This is a genomic window from Roseibium sp. MMSF_3544 (assembly GCF_030732845.1).
In the GTDB taxonomy this organism is placed as follows: domain Bacteria; phylum Pseudomonadota; class Alphaproteobacteria; order Rhizobiales; family Stappiaceae; genus Roseibium.
The window spans coordinates 1-16,512 of sequence record NZ_JASHKA010000047.1 but is presented as its reverse complement, the minus strand read 5'-3'; the positions used below and the strand labels follow the sequence as shown (position 1 = coordinate 16,512).

Genomic DNA, 16,512 nt, shown 5'->3' with positions numbered 1-16,512 from the left:
TTGCCATGGTCAACGTGGCCAATCGTGCCAATGTTAACGTGCGGCTTGTTGCGCTCAAATTTTTCCTTCGCCATCGGATTACTCCGTTTCTCTATTTCTTTTTGACATCAAGAGGTTGGGGTCAGGCGTATTTCGCCTGAACCTCTTCGGCGACAGCCTGCGGCACCTGCTCGTAGTGATCGAACACCATCGAATACTGGGCGCGGCCTTGAGACATGGAACGCAGGTTGTTCACATAGCCAAACATGTTGGCCAGCGGAACCATTGCGGTGATGACGGTCACGATGCCCCGGTTCTCCGTGCCTGCGATCTGGCCGCGGCGGGAGTTCAGGTCACCAATCACGTCACCCATGTAGTCTTCAGGGGTGACAACCTCGACCTTCATGATCGGCTCGAGCAGTTTCGGGCCGGCCTTCTGGATCGCTTCGCGGAAACCGGCACGGCCGGCGATCTCGAATGCGAGAACCGAGGAGTCGACGTCGTGGTATGCACCGTCGGTCAGGGTTGCCTTGATGTCGAGCATCGGGAAGCCTGCCAGCGGACCGGAAGACATGACGCTCTCGATACCTTTGGTAACGCCCGGGATGTATTCCTTGGGAACGTTACCGCCGACAACCTTGCTCTCGAAGACATAACCTTCATTCGGCTCGGACGGCTCGATGGTGAGCTTGATGCGAGCGAACTGACCGGAACCACCGGACTGCTTCTTGTGGGTGTAATCCACGTCAGCAACCTTCGTGATGGTTTCGCGGTAAGCCACCTGCGGCGCACCGATGTTCGCTTCGACCTTGAACTCACGCTTCATGCGGTCGACGATGATGTCGAGGTGCAGTTCGCCCATGCCCGCAATGATCGTCTGGCCGGATTCTTCGTCCGTCTTGACGCGGAAAGAAGGATCTTCAGCAGCCAGGCGGTTGAGGGCAAGACCCATCTTTTCCTGGTCGCCTTTGGTTTTCGGCTCGACAGCGATCTCGATGACCGGCTCGGGGAACTCCATGCGCTCCAGGATCACCGGCTTAAGGGCATCACACAGCGTGTCGCCGGTCGTGGTGTCCTTCAGGCCTGCAATCGCAACGATGTCGCCGGCATAGGCTACATCGATGTCTTCACGGGAGTTGGAGTGCATCTGCATCATACGGCCGACACGCTCGCGCTTGTCCTTGACCGTGTTCAGAAGGGAGACACCCTTGTTCAGAACACCAGAGTAGATCCGGCAGAACGTCAGCGAACCGACAAACGGGTCGTTGGCGATCTTGAATGCCAGCAGGCTGAGCGGCTCATCGTCGGACGACTTGCGCTCTGCTTCTTCCTCGGTCTTCGGATCGACGCCCTTGATGGCCGGAACCTCAACAGGGCTCGGCAGGAAGTCGACAACAGCGTCGAGCAGCGGCTGAACGCCCTTGTTCTTGAACGCGGAGCCGCAGAAGATCGGCACGAACTCACCACTGATGGTGCCCTTGCGGATCAGCTCTTTCAGCTTTTCCATGGTCGGCTCTTCGCCTTCCAGATAAGCTTCCATTGCCTCTTCGTCGACTTCAACAGCCGTCTCGATCAGGGCGTCGTGCATTTCCTGGGCGCGATCGGCAAGATCGGCCGGAATGTCGACTTCGTCCCATGCAGCACCGAGGTTTTCAGCCTGCCAGATCAGTGCCTTCATCTTCAGAAGGTCGACACAGCCAGCGAATTCGCTCTCAGCGCCAACCGGCAGCTGCATGACCAGCGGAGTTGCGCCGAGGCGCTCCTTGATCATGGTGACACACCGATCGAAGTCGGCGCCCAGCTTGTCCATCTTGTTGACGAAGATCATCCGCGGAACGTTGTACTTGTCGGCCTGACGCCAGACAGTTTCGGTCTGCGGCTCAACGCCGGCGTTTGCGTCCAGAAGAGCGACGGCACCATCGAGAACACGCAGCGAACGCTCAACTTCAATGGTGAAGTCGACGTGACCTGGGGTGTCGATGATGTTCAGGCGCTTATCGTTCCAGAAGGCGGTGGTGGCTGCAGAGGTGATCGTGATGCCACGCTCCTGCTCTTGCTCCATCCAGTCCATGGTGGCAGCGCCGTCATGAACTTCGCCAATCTTGTGGCTCTTGCCCGTGTAGTAGAGGATACGTTCCGTGGTCGTGGTCTTACCGGCATCAATATGAGCCATGATGCCGAAGTTACGGTAGTCCTCGATTTTGTGCGTGCGCGACATAGCGTCAGCCCTTCGAAGTAACTTTTACCAGCGATAGTGCGAGAACGCGCGGTTGGCGTCAGCCATCCGGTGCGTGTCTTCGCGCTTCTTAACTGCGGTACCACGGTTGTTTGCTGCATCGAGCAGTTCGCCGGAGAGACGATCAACCATCGTGGTTTCGTTGCGGTTGCGTGCCGCGGTGATCAGCCAGCGGATCGCGAGCGCCTGACGGCGGTCTGAACGAACCTCGACCGGAACCTGGTAGGTCGCGCCACCAACACGGCGGGAGCGGACTTCTACTTGCGGCATGACATTCTCAAGAGCCGCATGGAACACTTCGATCGGGTTCTCGCGGGTCTTGTTCTCGACAACGTCGAATGCACCGTAGACGATGCGTTCGGCGGTGGATTTCTTGCCGTCGTACATGATGGAGTTCATGAACTTCGTGACGACGACATCCCCGAATTTCGGATCCGGGTTGATTTCGCGTTTTTCAGCGCGGTGACGACGGGACATCTAACGTGCTCCTTACTTCGGCCGCTTGGCGCCGTATTTCGAACGGCGCTGCTTACGATCCTTAACGCCCTGGGTATCCAGCACACCACGGATGATGTGGTAGCGCACACCCGGCAAGTCCTTCACGCGGCCGCCGCGGATCATCACCACCGAGTGTTCCTGAAGGTTGTGGCCTTCACCCGGGATGTAGCCGATGACTTCGAAGCCGTTGGTCAGGCGGATCTTGGCCACCTTACGCAGAGCCGAGTTCGGCTTCTTCGGCGTCGTCGTGTAAACGCGGGTGCAAACACCACGCTTCTGGGGGCAGGCCTCCATGGCCGGCACCTTGTTCCGCTTCGGCGGATCTTTCCGCGGCTTGCGGATCAACTGGTTGATGGTCGGCATTCTTTGCCCTTTACCTTGTCCATCCAAAAATTCGTATGCAACTGCAGTCCCCCGCTGACCCTGCAAATCCGTCTGGACATGCAGAATCGCGCCCGCGCGCTCTCAAATGAGCGGCAGGCGCTGCGAAAAACCAGAGGACCACGAGTTGCCTCGCGGTCATGCAATCGACGCGTATTCGCCTATGTAACCCGGCAGCGTTTAAGAGGATTGGGTCCGGCGCTCAAGTTTCGCGCTGGACGGGTTCACTCTTACCGCCTGCCCTTGGGATGCGCGGAACCTACTCATATGCACCCATTGCGTCAAGTGCTTTGTCGAAAAATCCGCGTTTCGCGTGAGACAAATCCAAATACCGAATTTTTAATATGAAATCAGCCACATACAGTAATTAAACGTCTGCCGGGATCAGAGTTTGGGTAATTTTATTGCGTGGCGGGAATTTGCGCATGGTCGCCAACAGGTCGTCACCTTCGGATCGGCGGCAAGTTCCTGCGAATCCTGTGCCTTATCACTGGCCGAACCTGAGGCGATTCATCGAATTCCCATGGCAGCCATGTCGAGTCGATTTACATAGCTAGCGTTTTGTGACCTGAACCCACGCCGGACGCAGACCGCACGGTCTTCGGCCGGTCTCACTCAACCTGTGAAGGTCACGATTGCGACGTTGCCGGCGAGTGCATCCTGGTAAGCGCCTTCGTACAGCGGATCGTCGGGTTCTCCGTCCATGACACCAATCTGGTCAAGTTCGGCTTCGGCAAAACCCTGCCCCTGCAGTGCTTCCAGCGTTCTGCGGACCGCGTCGTCATCATCTGGCGCCCTGAGCAAGGCATGGATGGTGATTGCGTCATCTGGAAGCGCGTCTTCATTTTCCCAGACGCGGCCGATGACAATGTAGACCACCGGTTCCAGCTCGAGTTCGTTGTCGTTCATCACTCAGCTCGTTTTTGGTTCCATGCAGAAAGGCCGCCCGGAGGCGGCCTTTCGTTCGTTCTTGAAGATACCGTTTATTCGGCGGCTCCGGTCATGTCTTCCAGCAAGCCTTCCGACGCGCTTTCCGAAGACTGCTGACGTTGCGCTTCCTGGATCAGGTCGTCGCGATGTGTCGCAATCTGGCGGATGCGCTTCATCACCCCACCGGTACCGGCCGGGATCAGGCGGCCGACAATTACGTTCTCCTTGAGACCGACCAGCGGGTCGGTTTTGCCGTTGACAGCCGCGTCGGTAAGAACGCGGGTCGTTTCCTGGAAGGAAGCGGCAGAGAAGAACGACCGGGTCTGAAGCGAGGCTTTGGTGATACCGAGCAGGACAGGAACGCCCTTTGCCGGATCCCTCGCGTTGTCGATCGCTTTCTGGTTGGCTTCGTCGAAGTCGATCTTGTCGATCTGTTCGCCCGAGAAGAACTCGGTGTCGCCCGGATCGGTGATTTCGACTTTCTGGAGCATCTGACGGACAATCACTTCGATGTGCTTGTCGTTGATGGTCACGCCCTGCAGACGGTAGACTTCCTGGATCTCGTTGACGAGATAGGCAGCGAGTGCCTCCACGCCCTTAACGGCCAGAATGTCGTGCGGTGCCGGGTTGCCGTCGAGAATGTACTCACCCTTTTCGATGGCGTCGCCTTCCTGAAGATGGAAATGCTTGCCTTTCGGGATGAGATATTCGACCGGATCGACACCTTCCTCTGCCGGCTCGATGATGATGCGGCGCTTGTTCTTGTAGTCGCGGCCGAAGCGGATCGTGCCGTCGATTTCGGCAATGATCGCGTGATCCTTCGGACGGCGGGCTTCGAACAGTTCCGCAACACGCGGCAGACCACCGGTAATGTCCTTGGTCTTGGCGCTTTCCAGCGGAATACGCGCCAGAACGTCACCGGCCTTGACCGTTGAGCCGGGCTGCACCGACAGAACAGCGTCAACCGACAGCATCAGACGGGCATCGGACCCACGTGCGTTTTTCGAAATCGCGCCCTTGTCATCCTTGATAACGATGGCCGGTTTCAGATCGGCGCCACGCTGCGAAGACCGCCAGTCGATGACGACACGCTTGGTGATACCTGTTGCCTCGTCCGCCGTTTCCTGGACGGACGCGCCATCGATCAGGTCTTCGAAGTCCACGACACCGTCGACTTCCGCCAGCATCGGACGGGTGTACGGATCCCATTCGGCAATCCGCTGTCCACGCTTGACCGCATCACCTTCGTCGACATGCAGCTTGGAGCCGTAGGCGACACGGTGCACGGCACGCTCGTTGCCGTCGCTGTCGATGACAACGATGGACATGTTGCGGACCATGGCAATGAGGTTGCCGTCGGAATCGCGTTGCACCGAGCGGTTCCGGATCTTGACTGTACCGTCGACGTTGGACTCGATGAACGAGCTGTCGACAACCTGTGCGGTACCACCAATGTGGAACGTGCGCATGGTCAACTGAGTGCCAGGCTCACCGATCGACTGAGCAGCGATAACACCAACCGCTTCACCAAGGTTCACCGGAGTACCGCGCGCAAGGTCACGGCCGTAACAGGTCGCACAGACACCGGTCTCGGTTTCACATGTCAGAACCGACCGGATCTTCACCTGCTGAACCTTCGCAGCCTCGATGGCTTCAACATCCTTCTCGTCGATGAGCTTGCCCTTCGGAACAAGCAATTCGCCGGTCTGGTTGTTGACCACGTCTTCTGCAGTCGTCCGCCCGAGAACACGCATGCCCAGGGAGGCGATCACGTTACCGGCGTCGACGATCGGCGCAACAGTGATGCCGCGCTGAGAACCACAATCCTGTTCAAGGATGATGGAATCCTGCGCAACGTCCACAAGACGGCGGGTCAGATAACCGGAGTTTGCCGTCTTCAAGGCGGTGTCGGCCAGACCCTTACGGGCACCGTGCGTGGAGTTGAAGTACTCCAGAACCGACAGACCTTCCTTGAAGTTCGAAATGATCGGGTTCTCGATGATCGAACCGTCCGGCTTGGCCATCAGGCCGCGCATGCCGGCAAGCTGTTTCATCTGCTGTGGCGAACCACGGGCACCGGAGTGGGACATCATATAGACCGAGTTCATCGGTTTCTGACGTCCGGTCTCATCGTCGACCTGGACCGCCTTGATGCGCGCCATCATTTCGTCAGCAATCTTGTCGGTACATTTCGCCCAGGCGTCGACAACCTTGTTGTACTTCTCGCCCTGGGTGATCAGACCGTCGTTATATTGCTGCTCGTATTCGGTCGCGAGCGACGCGGTTTCGGCAACCAGCTTCTGCTTGGTGTCCGGAATGACCATGTCGTCCATGCCGAACGAGATACCTGCGTTACAGGCGTTCTTGAAGCCAAGTTCCATGATGCGGTCACAGAAGATGACCGTCTCCTTCTGACCGCAGGCACGGTAAACCGTGTCGATCATCTTGGAGATGTCCTTCTTGGTCATCAGCTTGTTGCAGACCTCGTAAGGCACTTCGAAATGCTTCGGCAGCAGCTCTGCAATCAGCATCCGGCCCGGCGTCGTCTCGATGATTTCAGACGTTGGATTGCCGTCTTCATCAACGGACTTGTACCGGCCCTTGATCTTGGTGTGCAGCGTGATGACCTTGTTGGCCAGCGCATGATGGATCTCGCCGATATCACCGAAGGCCATGCCCTCGCCCGGCTCTCCCTCAGCCATGATGGAGAGGTAGTAAAGACCGAGAACGATATCCTGCGACGGCACGATGATCGGGCCCCCGTTCGCCGGGTGCAGGATGTTGTTGGTCGACATCATCAGCGTACGTGCTTCAAGCTGGGCTTCCAGCGACAGCGGTACGTGAACGGCCATCTGGTCACCGTCGAAGTCGGCGTTGAATGCCGAACAGACGAGCGGGTGAAGCTGGATCGCCTTGCCTTCGATCAGGGTCGGCTCGAACGCCTGGATGCCAAGACGGTGCAAGGTCGGCGCACGGTTCAGCAGAACCGGGTGCTCGCGGATTACCTCGTCGAGAATGTCCCAGACCTCGGGACGCTCTTTTTCCACCAGCTTCTTGGCCTGCTTGACGGTCGAAGAGAAGCCTTTGGCGTCGAGGCGCGAATAGATGAACGGCTTGAACAGCTCAAGCGCCATTTTCTTCGGCAGGCCGCACTGATGCAGCTTCAGTTCCGGGCCCACGGTAATCACCGACCGGCCGGAATAGTCGACGCGCTTGCCGAGCAGGTTCTGACGGAAGCGGCCCTGCTTGCCTTTCAGCATGTCGGAGAGCGACTTCAGCGGACGCTTGTTGGCACCAGTGATCACACGGCCGCGGCGGCCGTTGTCGAACAGGGCGTCAACGGATTCCTGAAGCATGCGCTTTTCGTTCCGGATGATGATATCCGGGGCACGCAGTTCCATCAGGCGGCGCAGACGGTTGTTACGGTTGATCACGCGGCGGTAAAGATCGTTCAGATCCGATGTCGCGAACCGGCCGCCGTCGAGCGGAACCAGCGGACGCAGATCCGGCGGAATGACCGGGATAACGGTCATGATCATCCACTCCGGACGGTTACCGGATTCCATGAAGGCCTCGATAACCTTCAAGCGCTTGGCCAGTTTCTTCGGCTTCAGCTCCGTGGTCGCTTCGGCGATTTCCTGGCGAAGCTTTTCGCTTTCCCGCTCCAGATCCATGCTCATCAGGATCTCGCGGATCGCCTCTGCGCCGATCATCGCGGTAAAGGCATCTTCACCGTATTCGTCCTGAGCGGCAACAAAGTCTTCCTCGGAGAGAAGCTGGTGCTGCTTGAGCGGGGTCAGGCCCGGCTCCAGGACCACGTAGTTTTCGAAGTAAAGAACGCGTTCCAGGTCCTTCAGTGTCATGTCAAGCAGCAGGCCAATGCGGCTCGGCAGAGACTTCAGGAACCAGATATGGGCGACGGGAGCCGCCAGTTCGATATGGCCCATGCGCTCGCGGCGGACCCGCGACAAGGTGACTTCAACGCCACACTTCTCACAGATAACGCCTTTATATTTCATGCGCTTGTACTTGCCGCAAAGACACTCGTAGTCCTTGATCGGGCCGAAGATACGTGCGCAGAACAGGCCGTCGCGTTCAGGCTTGAACGTACGGTAGTTGATGGTCTCCGGCTTTTTGATTTCGCCGAAAGACCAGGACAAGATCTTTTCCGGGCTCGCAAGCGAAATCCGGATATTGTCGAAGGTCTGTGCGGGAGCCTGCTGGTTGAACAGGTTCATGACCTCATGATTCATGATCCATCTCCTTCGATGCTCGGCCGGGGATCGGGCTCTCTTGCCCCTCCCCGTTACCGGCACGCCAAGTCATAGTGGGTCCGTTGCCGGGGTTATTCTGCTGCGTCAGCAGTTTCTTCCTCGGCAATCATGGGTGCATCAGTACGTTGCAGTTCAACGTTGAGACCCAAGGACCGCATTTCCTTCACAAGCACGTTGAAGCTTTCCGGTATGCCCGCCTCGAACGTGTCGTCGCCGCGCACGATAGCCTCGTAGACCTTCGTACGGCCGGCCACGTCGTCCGACTTCACAGTGAGCATTTCCTGCAGCGTGTAAGCTGCACCGTAGGCTTCCAGCGCCCAGACCTCCATTTCCCCGAAACGCTGGCCACCGAACTGTGCCTTACCACCCAGCGGCTGCTGCGTGACGAGCGAGTACGGGCCGATCGAACGGGCATGGATCTTGTCGTCGACAAGGTGGTGGAGCTTCAGCATGTAGATGTAGCCCACGGTCACCTTGCGATCGAACTCTTCACCGGTCCGGCCATCGTAGAGAACGGACTGGCCGCTCTGGTCGTAGCCGGCGATGTTCAGTGCTTCCACGACATCAGGTTCGCGAGCGCCATCAAAGACTGGCGTCGCAATGGAAACGCCCTTCTTGAGCTGGTCCGCCAGGCGCACGATGCTTTCGTCATCGTATTCCTTGACGTCATCACCCTTCATGTTGTCACCGTAAATCTCGACAATCTTGCCGCGAAGCTCTTCGAGCTGACCGGAGCGCTTGTACTCTTCGTACATTTCACCAATCCGGTTGCCCATACCGCGGCACGCCCACCCGAGGTGGGTTTCCAGGATTTGGCCAACGTTCATGCGCGACGGCACGCCGAGCGGGTTCAACACGATGTCGACATGGGTTCCGTCTTCCAGGAAAGGCATGTCTTCGCACGGGTTGATCTTGGACACGACGCCCTTGTTGCCGTGACGGCCGGCCATCTTGTCGCCCGGCTGAAGCTTGCGCTTCACGGCAACGAAGACCTTGACCATCTTCATGACGCCAGGCGGCAGTTCATCACCGCGCTGCAGCTTCTCGACCTTGTCGATGAACCGCTGCTCAAGCCGCTTGCGGCTGTCGTCATACTGACCGCGCAGGGCTTCGATCTCGGACATGAACTTCTCGTCGTCAGTGGCGAACTGCCACCATTGCGACCGCGGGAAGTCATTGAGAACATCACCGGTCAGAACACCGCTGCGGAAGCCTTTCGGGCCGGCAACAGCATTCTTGTCCATCAGCATCTCGGCCAGACGGCCATAGACGTTCCGGTCAAGAATTGCTTGTTCGTCGTCACGGTCCTTGGCGAGACGCTCGATTTCCTCGCGCTCGATCGCCATGGCACGCTCGTCTTTTTCAACGCCGTGGCGATTGAAGACACGCACTTCGACAACCGTACCGGAAACACCTGGCGGCAAACGCAGGGACGTGTCGCGCACGTCCGAAGCCTTTTCACCGAAGATGGCACGCAGAAGTTTTTCTTCCGGCGTCATCGGGCTTTCGCCCTTCGGCGTGATCTTGCCAACCAGAATGTCGCCCGGGTTCAGCTCCGCACCGATATAGACAATGCCGGCTTCGTCGAGGTTCTTCAGCGCTTCTTCCGAAACGTTCGGAATGTCGCGGGTGATTTCCTCCGGACCAAGCTTCGTATCACGCGCCATCACCTCGAATTCCTCAAGGTGAATGGAGGTGAAGACATCGTCGGACACGATCCGCTCGGAAAGCAGGATGGAATCCTCGAAGTTGTAACCGTTCCAAGGCATGAACGCGACGAGCACGTTCCGGCCAAGTGCCAGATCACCAAGGTCAGTGGACGGACCATCGGCGATGATGTCGCCCTTGTGGACCCGGTCACCAACACGCACCAGCGGACGCTGGTTGATACAGGTGTTCTGATTTGACCGCTGGAACTTCTGCAGCCGGTAGATATCGACGCCGGACTTACCCGGATCCAGTTCTTCCGTCGCCCGGATAACGATACGCGTCGCGTCGACCTGATCGACCACACCCGCCCGGCGTGCACCAATGGCAGCACCTGAATCGCGTGCAACGATCGGTTCCATGCCGGTGCCGACAAACGGCGCCTCGGCGCGCACAAGCGGCACGGCCTGACGCTGCATGTTCGACCCCATGAGTGCACGGTTGGCGTCGTCGTTTTCCAGGAACGGGATGAGCGCTGCTGCAACGGACACGAGCTGTTTCGGTGAAACGTCCATGAGGTCAACCCTCTCGGACGGTACCATCATGTTCTCGCCTGCGTGACGGCAGGTGATCAGCTCGGTCGTGAAGCGGCCATCGGCGTCATACTCCGCATTGGACTGAGCCACATAGTGCTTGGCTTCTTCCATTGCGGACAGATAGACGACCTCGTTGGTGACGGCGCCGTCCTTGACTTTGCGGTACGGGCTTTCGATGAAGCCGTACTTGTTGACGCGCGCGAATGTTGCCAGCGAGTTGATCAGTCCGATGTTCGGGCCTTCCGGCGTTTCGATCGGGCAGATACGGCCATAATGCGTCGGGTGAACGTCGCGAACCTCAAAGCCAGCACGTTCACGCGTCAGACCACCCGGTCCAAGAGCCGACAGACGGCGCTTGTGGGTGACTTCCGAAAGCGGGTTGGTCTGGTCCATGAACTGCGACAGCTGCGAAGAACCGAAGAATTCACGGACGGCAGCAGCCGCCGGCTTCGCATTGATCAGATCCTGCGGCATGACCGTGTCGATCTCAACAGAGCTCATACGCTCCTTGATCGCGCGTTCCATGCGCAGAAGTCCGACACGATACTGGTTTTCCATCAGCTCGCCGACGGACCGCACGCGGCGGTTGCCGAGGTTGTCGATATCGTCGATATCGCCCTTGCCGTCGCGCAGTTCGAGCAGAACGCGGATGACTTCCAGGATGTCTTCCTTGCGCAGCGTGCGGACGGTGTCCTCACACTGAAGGTCAAGGCGCATGTTCATTTTCACGCGGCCGACAGCAGACAGATCATAGCGCTCGTCATCGAAGAAGAGCGACTGGAACATTGCTTCCGCGGTATCGATGGTGGGCGGCTCACCCGGACGCATCACACGGTAGATGTCGAAGAGCGCATCCTCGCGGGATTCGTTCTTGTCGACTGCCAGCGTGTTGCGGATGTAAGGACCAGTGTTGACGTGGTCGATGTCGAGCATCGGCAGCTCGTGATAACCGCGTTCTACCAGCTCTTCCAGCAGCTTGCCGGTGATCTCGTCACCTGCTTCGGCGTAGATTTCACCCGTCTGCATGTCGACGATGTCTTCGGCGAGATACTGGCCGTGCAGATCTTCATCCGTGACTTTCAGAGCGGTAATGCCCTTTTCGTTCAACTGCTTGATCGTACGTGCCGTGATCTTGCGGCCGCCTTCAACAACGACTTCACCGCTGTCCGCGTCGATCAGGTCGTAGGATGCCTTGGTGCCTTTCAGGCGGGCACCATCGAACGGCATGCGCCAGGACCCGTCTTTCTGGCGGGTGTAATCAACACGGTTGTAGAAGGTGTTGAGGATTTCCTCACCGTCGAGGCCAAGCGCCATCAGCAGCGACGTCACCGGGATCTTGCGGCGGCGGTCGATACGTGCGTGCACGATGTCCTTGGCGTCGAACTCGATATCGAGCCAGGAGCCACGATACGGAATGACGCGCGCGGCAAACAACAGCTTGCCGGAGGAATGGGTCTTGCCCTTGTCGTGATCGAAGAACACGCCCGGAGAGCGGTGCATCTGGGAAACGATCACGCGCTCCGTACCGTTCACGATGAAGGTGCCGTTGTCGGTCATGAACGGCATGTCGCCCATGTAGACATCTTGTTCCTTGATGTCTTTAACGGACTTGGCACCGGTATCTTCATCAACGTCGAAGACGATGAGGCGCAGGGTTACCTTCAGCGGCGCAGCAAACGTCATGTCGCGCTGACGGCACTCGTCTACGTCATATTTTGGAGCTTCAAATTCATAGGAAACGAATTCCAGCAGGGACGTACCTGCGAAATCGGAGATGGGAAACACGGACTGGAAGACCGCTTCAAGGCCTTCATTTTTGCGGCCACCGCCCGGCATCTCGTCGACCTGGAGAAACTGGTCGTAGGATGCTTTCTGCACCTCGATGAGATTGGGCATTGCCGCGACATCGCGGATCGATCCGAAATATTTACGGACCTTTTTGCGACCGTTGAACGTTTGGGTCATTGTCGCTCCTCGTATCGGCCGGGTAACGGCTTCCCGAAACGCCCCTTTTCCAATCGGGCTGCCCGCCCGGGCGCTTCGGAAAACCGTCCCCCAAATTCAATCAGCTTCCACCTGGAAGAAAAGCTGACCGGGTTATGGGGCCCAGGGCAAGCGCGACGCAGCAGACAAACGCGGCATACCCTAGTGGTGCGTTTGCCCCGGAAACGGGTCGGACCCGCCGGGGCAACAAACGGTCCCGGAAACCGGGACCGTTCAAAAGGCAAAAGCCTCTATTACTTCAGCTCGACAGAAGCGCCAGCTTCTTCCAGCTTCTTCTTCAGCTCTTCAGCTTCGTCCTTGGCAACGCCTTCCTTGACGGCTTTCGGAGCGGACTCAACGAGTTCCTTAGCTTCCTTCAGGCCAAGACCGGTGATTGCGCGGACTTCCTTGATCACGTTGATTTTCTTGTCGCCAGCAGCAGACAGAACAACGTCAAATTCGGTTTTCTCTTCAGCAGCAGCAGCTTCGCCGCCTGCAGCGCCACCAGCAGCAGCAACAGCAACCGGAGCAGCAGCAGAAACGCCCCACTTTTCTTCCAGAAGCTTGGAAAGTTCAGCTGCTTCCATGACGGTCAGCGAGGACAGTTCTTCTACGAGCTTTTCAAGATCAGCCATTTTTTCAGTACCTTAAGTTCGAACCAGTGTTGGTTACATTAGACAGTGTGTTTGGACGCCTTATGCGGCCTCGTCCTTCGTGGCATACGCATTGACGACACGGGCGAGCTGCCCGGCCGGTGCGTTGACAACCTGAGCAATCCGGGATGCCGGGGTCTGAATCATGCCAACCAGTTTCGCACGCAGCTCATCGAGCGACGGCATGGTTGCAAGAGACTTGACGCCATCCGCGTTCAGGTTGGTCGTTCCAAGAGCACCGCCAAGAATTTCCAACTTTTCGTTGGCCTTGGCGAAGTCGACGGCTGCTTTCGGTGCGGCTACCGGGTCCTCGGAGTAAACGAGAACGGTAGGGCCCTGAAACAGGTCGGAGATGTGCTCAAGGTCGGTGCCTTTAAGGGCGAGTTTCACAAGACGGTTTTTTGCGACTTTGACAGAACCGCCGGCTTCACGCACAGACGCCCGCAATGCGGTCATCTGAGCAACCGAAAGGCCTGCATAGTGCGCGACAACAACGACGCCGGTGCCTTCCAGCTCGGCGTTGAGAGATGCCACGAACTCGTGCTTTTCCGCTCTTTCCACTTGCCTTCTCCATTTGGTGACGTTGCCGCCACCGGTTTACCTTTGCCGCCCGGCAGATGGTCCCGAACCCGGAACCGTCGTAAAGGCGGCGCTCAGGGTCCTGTCCCCTCACCCTCACGCATGAAACGCGCGGCAAGGTCTGGTTCGAACCTCGGTTTCCGCTTGCGCGGAGAATTCGGTTCTCACCCATCTATGCAGGCCTATAGTGCTTAAGCCGGTCTCCCGGCACCTGCAGTCTCGGACAGGGCAACCCGGCAGAGAGCCGCCGGGTCTATCCGGCCTTACGGCCGAAATCTCATGTCAATCCGGTGACCCGGATTATTCGCCAGACACGCTGGCAAGATCGATCTTCACGCCCGGGCCCATCGTGGAGGACACGGCAATGCGCTTCAGATAAGAACCTTTGGCGCCCGACGGCTTTGCCTTCTGGACGGCATCCACCAGAGCTTTGACGTTCTGGGAAATGGCCTCTTCAGAGAAGGACACCTTGCCGACACCGGCGTGAACGATACCGGCCTTTTCGACGCGGAACTGGACCGCACCGCCCTTGGCATCGTTGACTGCCGCGGTGACGTCCGGAGTTACCGTTCCAACCTTCGGGTTCGGCATCAGGCCGCGAGGGCCGAGAACCTTACCGAGACGGCCGACCAGCGGCATCATGTCCGGGGTGGCAATGCAGCGATCGAAATCGATCTTGCCGCCCTGCACTTCCTGGACGAGTTCTTCCGCACCGACGATGTCGGCACCGGCTGCCTTGGCCTCATCGGCCTTGTCGCCGCGTGCGAACACAGCAACACGAACGTTTTTGCCCGTCCCGTTCGGCAGAACACACACGCCACGGACCATCTGGTCTGCGTGACGCGGATCGACGCCGAGATTGATCGCAACTTCAACGGTCTCGTCGAACTTGGTCTTGGAACGCCCTTTCACAAGGCCGATAGCCTCATCCAGAGAGTACAGCTTGTTCCGGTCGATGCCTTCACGCGCTGCATTGATACGCTTTCCAACCTTCGCCATGATCCTACCCCTTAACCTCAAGGCCCATGGAGCGGGCGGAGCCTTCAACCATCAGCATTGCAGCTTCAACGTCGTTGGCGTTCAGGTCTTTCATTTTGGCTTCTGCGATTTCCTTCACCTGGTCCTTGGTGACGGAACCGACTGTGCCGCGACCCGGGGTCTGCGAGCCCTTCTGCAGCTTGGCAGCCTTCTTCAGAAAGAAGCTGACCGGAGCCGTCTTCACTTCGAAGGTGAAGGACTTGTCGGAGTAATATGTAATCACTGTCGGGCACGGAGCACCCTTTTCAACATCCTGGGTCTGCGCGTTGAACGCCTTGCAGAATTCCATGATGTTCAGACCACGCTGACCGAGCGCCGGACCAATGGGCGGCGACGGAGTAGCGGAGCCTGCCGGCACCTGAAGTTTCAGGAAGCCTTCAACTTTTTTCGCCATGTCTCTCTCCAATCATGCGCAGCCGGACGGCGATCCGGCTGGTTGGGAGCTGGTGGTCCGGTTCCTCGGCGACATCCGGCGAAGAATGTCAGAACCTTCCACCTATTCCATCCCGGTTTCCTTGTCTCAACGACCGGACACCAGGCTCTCAAACCGCCCCTCGGGACGGCAAACGGTCAGAGCTTGTCAACCTGACCGAATTCCAGTTCCACCGGCGTTGCACGGCCGAAGATGGACACCGCCACCTTGAGACGCGCCCGCTCGTCGTCAACTTCCTCAACAAGACCGGAGAACGACGCGAAGGGCCCGTCGGACACCCGCACCTGCTCGCCAACCTCGAAGGTAACCGACGGCTTGGGCCGGTCGACGCCCTCCTGCACCTGATTCATGATGCGCAGGGCTTCTTTTTCCGGGATCGGCATCGGCTTTTGATCCGCGCCCAGGAACCCGGTGACTTTCGGCGTGTCCTTGATCAGGTGAAACGCCTCGTTGGTCATATCCATCTTCACCAGGACATAACCCGGGAAGAACTTGCGCTCGGTGTCGACCTTGCGGCCACGGCGCACTTCAACGACCTTCTCCATCGGAACGAGGATTTCTTCAAACAGATCGGACAAACCTTTCTGTTCGGCCTTCTCGCGAATAGAATCGGCGACCTTTTTCTCAAAATTGGAATAGGCGTGCACAATGTACCAGCGCTTGGCCATAGGTCTCAGTTCCGTTTCTTGTTCTTGTCTACAAACCAGACGGTCGGTCTTACTTAGCTGCCGACACCCAAAATATATCCAATGCCCCAGCTCATAAGCTGGTCCGCGATCAGAAAGAAAATCGCCGCAATCATGACCATCACGAACACCATGGCGGTGGTCACGGCAGTCTCTTTGCGCGTCGGCCACGTCACTTTCGACGTTTCAGAGCGCACTTCCTGGATGAATTTAAAGGGATTGGTCTTCGCCATTCCGGTTCCGGTCTGTTAAATACGAGTGGGCGCGCGAAAAATCTCCGCGCGCCTCACTCGAGGAAACTCTTTAAGCCCTCGAGGCAGATTAATCAAGAGCAAATTGGCAGGGGCAGCAGGGTTCGAACCCGCGACCTACGGTTTTGGAGACCGTCGCTCTACCAGCTGAGCTATACCCCTTCAGAGGACCGCAATCGCAGCCATGCTCCTGATACCCTCTGAAGCCACGCATCGCAAGACTTAAGAGGGCAAGCTGCCGGGTACAAGACCCGGCAACCTTAATTCATCTTTATTCGATGATGGATGCGACGACGCCGGCGCCGACGGTACGGCCACCTTCGCGGATTGCGAAGCGCAGGCCTTCTT

General features: G+C 58.0%; 13 protein-coding genes and 1 tRNA gene. All 14 read right to left on the bottom strand.

What is annotated here, in order from left to right; translation table 11 throughout:
• Positions 1 to 121 precede the first annotated feature (121 nt).
• On the bottom strand, positions 122 to 2,197 hold the full coding sequence (gene fusA / locus RBB47_RS30695; protein WP_305989748.1) for an elongation factor G: 2,076 nt from the start codon (positions 2,195 to 2,197) through the stop codon (positions 122 to 124).
• Between the two features lie 24 nt (positions 2,198 to 2,221).
• Positions 2,222 to 2,692 (bottom strand): 30S ribosomal protein S7, encoded by a 471-nt coding sequence (rpsG, locus tag RBB47_RS30690; protein ID WP_305989747.1) that lies wholly within the window; start codon positions 2,690 to 2,692, stop codon positions 2,222 to 2,224.
• Positions 2,693 to 2,704: 12 nt separating this feature from the next.
• Entirely contained in the window at positions 2,705 to 3,076 is a 372-nt protein-coding gene (rpsL, locus tag RBB47_RS30685; protein ID WP_006936459.1) for a 30S ribosomal protein S12, read from the bottom strand.
• A gap of 633 nt (positions 3,077 to 3,709) precedes the next feature.
• Complete coding sequence (locus tag RBB47_RS30680) at positions 3,710 to 4,003, bottom strand: regulator (RefSeq protein ID WP_305989746.1); 294 nt, start codon at positions 4,001 to 4,003, stop codon at positions 3,710 to 3,712.
• Between the two features lie 74 nt (positions 4,004 to 4,077).
• Positions 4,078 to 8,277 (bottom strand): DNA-directed RNA polymerase subunit beta', encoded by a 4,200-nt coding sequence (gene rpoC, locus RBB47_RS30675; RefSeq protein WP_305989745.1) that lies wholly within the window; start codon positions 8,275 to 8,277, stop codon positions 4,078 to 4,080.
• A 92-nt stretch (positions 8,278 to 8,369) separates the two neighbouring features.
• Positions 8,370 to 12,506: a DNA-directed RNA polymerase subunit beta gene (rpoB, locus tag RBB47_RS30670; protein WP_305989744.1), complete on the bottom strand. Its 4,137-nt coding sequence runs from the start codon at positions 12,504 to 12,506 to the stop codon at positions 8,370 to 8,372.
• A 272-nt stretch (positions 12,507 to 12,778) separates the two neighbouring features.
• Positions 12,779 to 13,159 carry a 50S ribosomal protein L7/L12 gene (gene rplL, locus RBB47_RS30665; RefSeq protein WP_305989743.1) on the bottom strand — a complete coding sequence of 127 codons (381 nt, stop codon included), beginning with the start codon at positions 13,157 to 13,159 and terminating at the stop codon, positions 12,779 to 12,781.
• Positions 13,160 to 13,219: 60 nt separating this feature from the next.
• Positions 13,220 to 13,738, bottom strand: coding sequence for a 50S ribosomal protein L10 (gene rplJ / locus RBB47_RS30660; RefSeq protein WP_305989742.1), 519 nt, complete (start codon positions 13,736 to 13,738; stop codon positions 13,220 to 13,222).
• A gap of 318 nt (positions 13,739 to 14,056) precedes the next feature.
• A complete protein-coding gene (rplA, locus tag RBB47_RS30655; protein ID WP_305989741.1) occupies positions 14,057 to 14,755 on the bottom strand; it encodes a 50S ribosomal protein L1 in 699 nt (232 codons plus the stop codon).
• A 4-nt stretch (positions 14,756 to 14,759) separates the two neighbouring features.
• On the bottom strand, positions 14,760 to 15,188 hold the full coding sequence (gene rplK / locus RBB47_RS30650; protein ID WP_305989740.1) for a 50S ribosomal protein L11: 429 nt from the start codon (positions 15,186 to 15,188) through the stop codon (positions 14,760 to 14,762).
• Between the two features lie 176 nt (positions 15,189 to 15,364).
• A complete protein-coding gene (nusG, locus tag RBB47_RS30645) occupies positions 15,365 to 15,895 on the bottom strand; it encodes a transcription termination/antitermination protein NusG (protein ID WP_305989739.1) in 531 nt (176 codons plus the stop codon).
• Between the two features lie 53 nt (positions 15,896 to 15,948).
• Positions 15,949 to 16,146, bottom strand: coding sequence for a preprotein translocase subunit SecE (gene secE / locus RBB47_RS30640; RefSeq protein WP_305989738.1), 198 nt, complete (start codon positions 16,144 to 16,146; stop codon positions 15,949 to 15,951).
• A gap of 104 nt (positions 16,147 to 16,250) precedes the next feature.
• Positions 16,251 to 16,326, bottom strand: a tRNA-Trp gene (locus RBB47_RS30635).
• A 109-nt stretch (positions 16,327 to 16,435) separates the two neighbouring features.
• Positions 16,436 to 16,512: hypothetical protein (locus tag RBB47_RS30630; protein WP_282047751.1), on the bottom strand; the 77-nt coding region annotated here is incomplete at its 5' end.

Excerpts from the sequence above, each read along its gene's own strand:
- secE (WP_305989738.1), bottom strand. The coding sequence starts at position 16,146 with ATGGCGAAGACCAATCCCTTTAAATTCATCCAGGAAGTGCGCTCTGAA.
- fusA (WP_305989748.1), bottom strand. The coding sequence starts at position 2,197 with ATGTCGCGCACGCACAAAATCGAGGACTACCGTAACTTCGGCATCATG.
- rplL (WP_305989743.1), bottom strand. The coding sequence starts at position 13,159 with ATGGCTGATCTTGAAAAGCTCGTAGAAGAACTGTCCTCGCTGACCGTC.
- RBB47_RS30680 (WP_305989746.1), bottom strand. The coding sequence starts at position 4,003 with ATGAACGACAACGAACTCGAGCTGGAACCGGTGGTCTACATTGTCATC.
- rpsL (WP_006936459.1), bottom strand. The coding sequence starts at position 3,076 with ATGCCGACCATCAACCAGTTGATCCGCAAGCCGCGGAAAGATCCGCCG.
- rplK (WP_305989740.1), bottom strand. The coding sequence starts at position 15,188 with ATGGCGAAAAAAGTTGAAGGCTTCCTGAAACTTCAGGTGCCGGCAGGC.
- rpoC (WP_305989745.1), bottom strand. The coding sequence starts at position 8,277 with ATGAATCATGAGGTCATGAACCTGTTCAACCAGCAGGCTCCCGCACAG.
- rpoB (WP_305989744.1), bottom strand. The coding sequence starts at position 12,506 with ATGACCCAAACGTTCAACGGTCGCAAAAAGGTCCGTAAATATTTCGGA.
- rplA (WP_305989741.1), bottom strand. The coding sequence starts at position 14,755 with ATGGCGAAGGTTGGAAAGCGTATCAATGCAGCGCGTGAAGGCATCGAC.
- nusG (WP_305989739.1), bottom strand. The coding sequence starts at position 15,895 with ATGGCCAAGCGCTGGTACATTGTGCACGCCTATTCCAATTTTGAGAAA.
- rpsG (WP_305989747.1), bottom strand. The coding sequence starts at position 2,692 with ATGTCCCGTCGTCACCGCGCTGAAAAACGCGAAATCAACCCGGATCCG.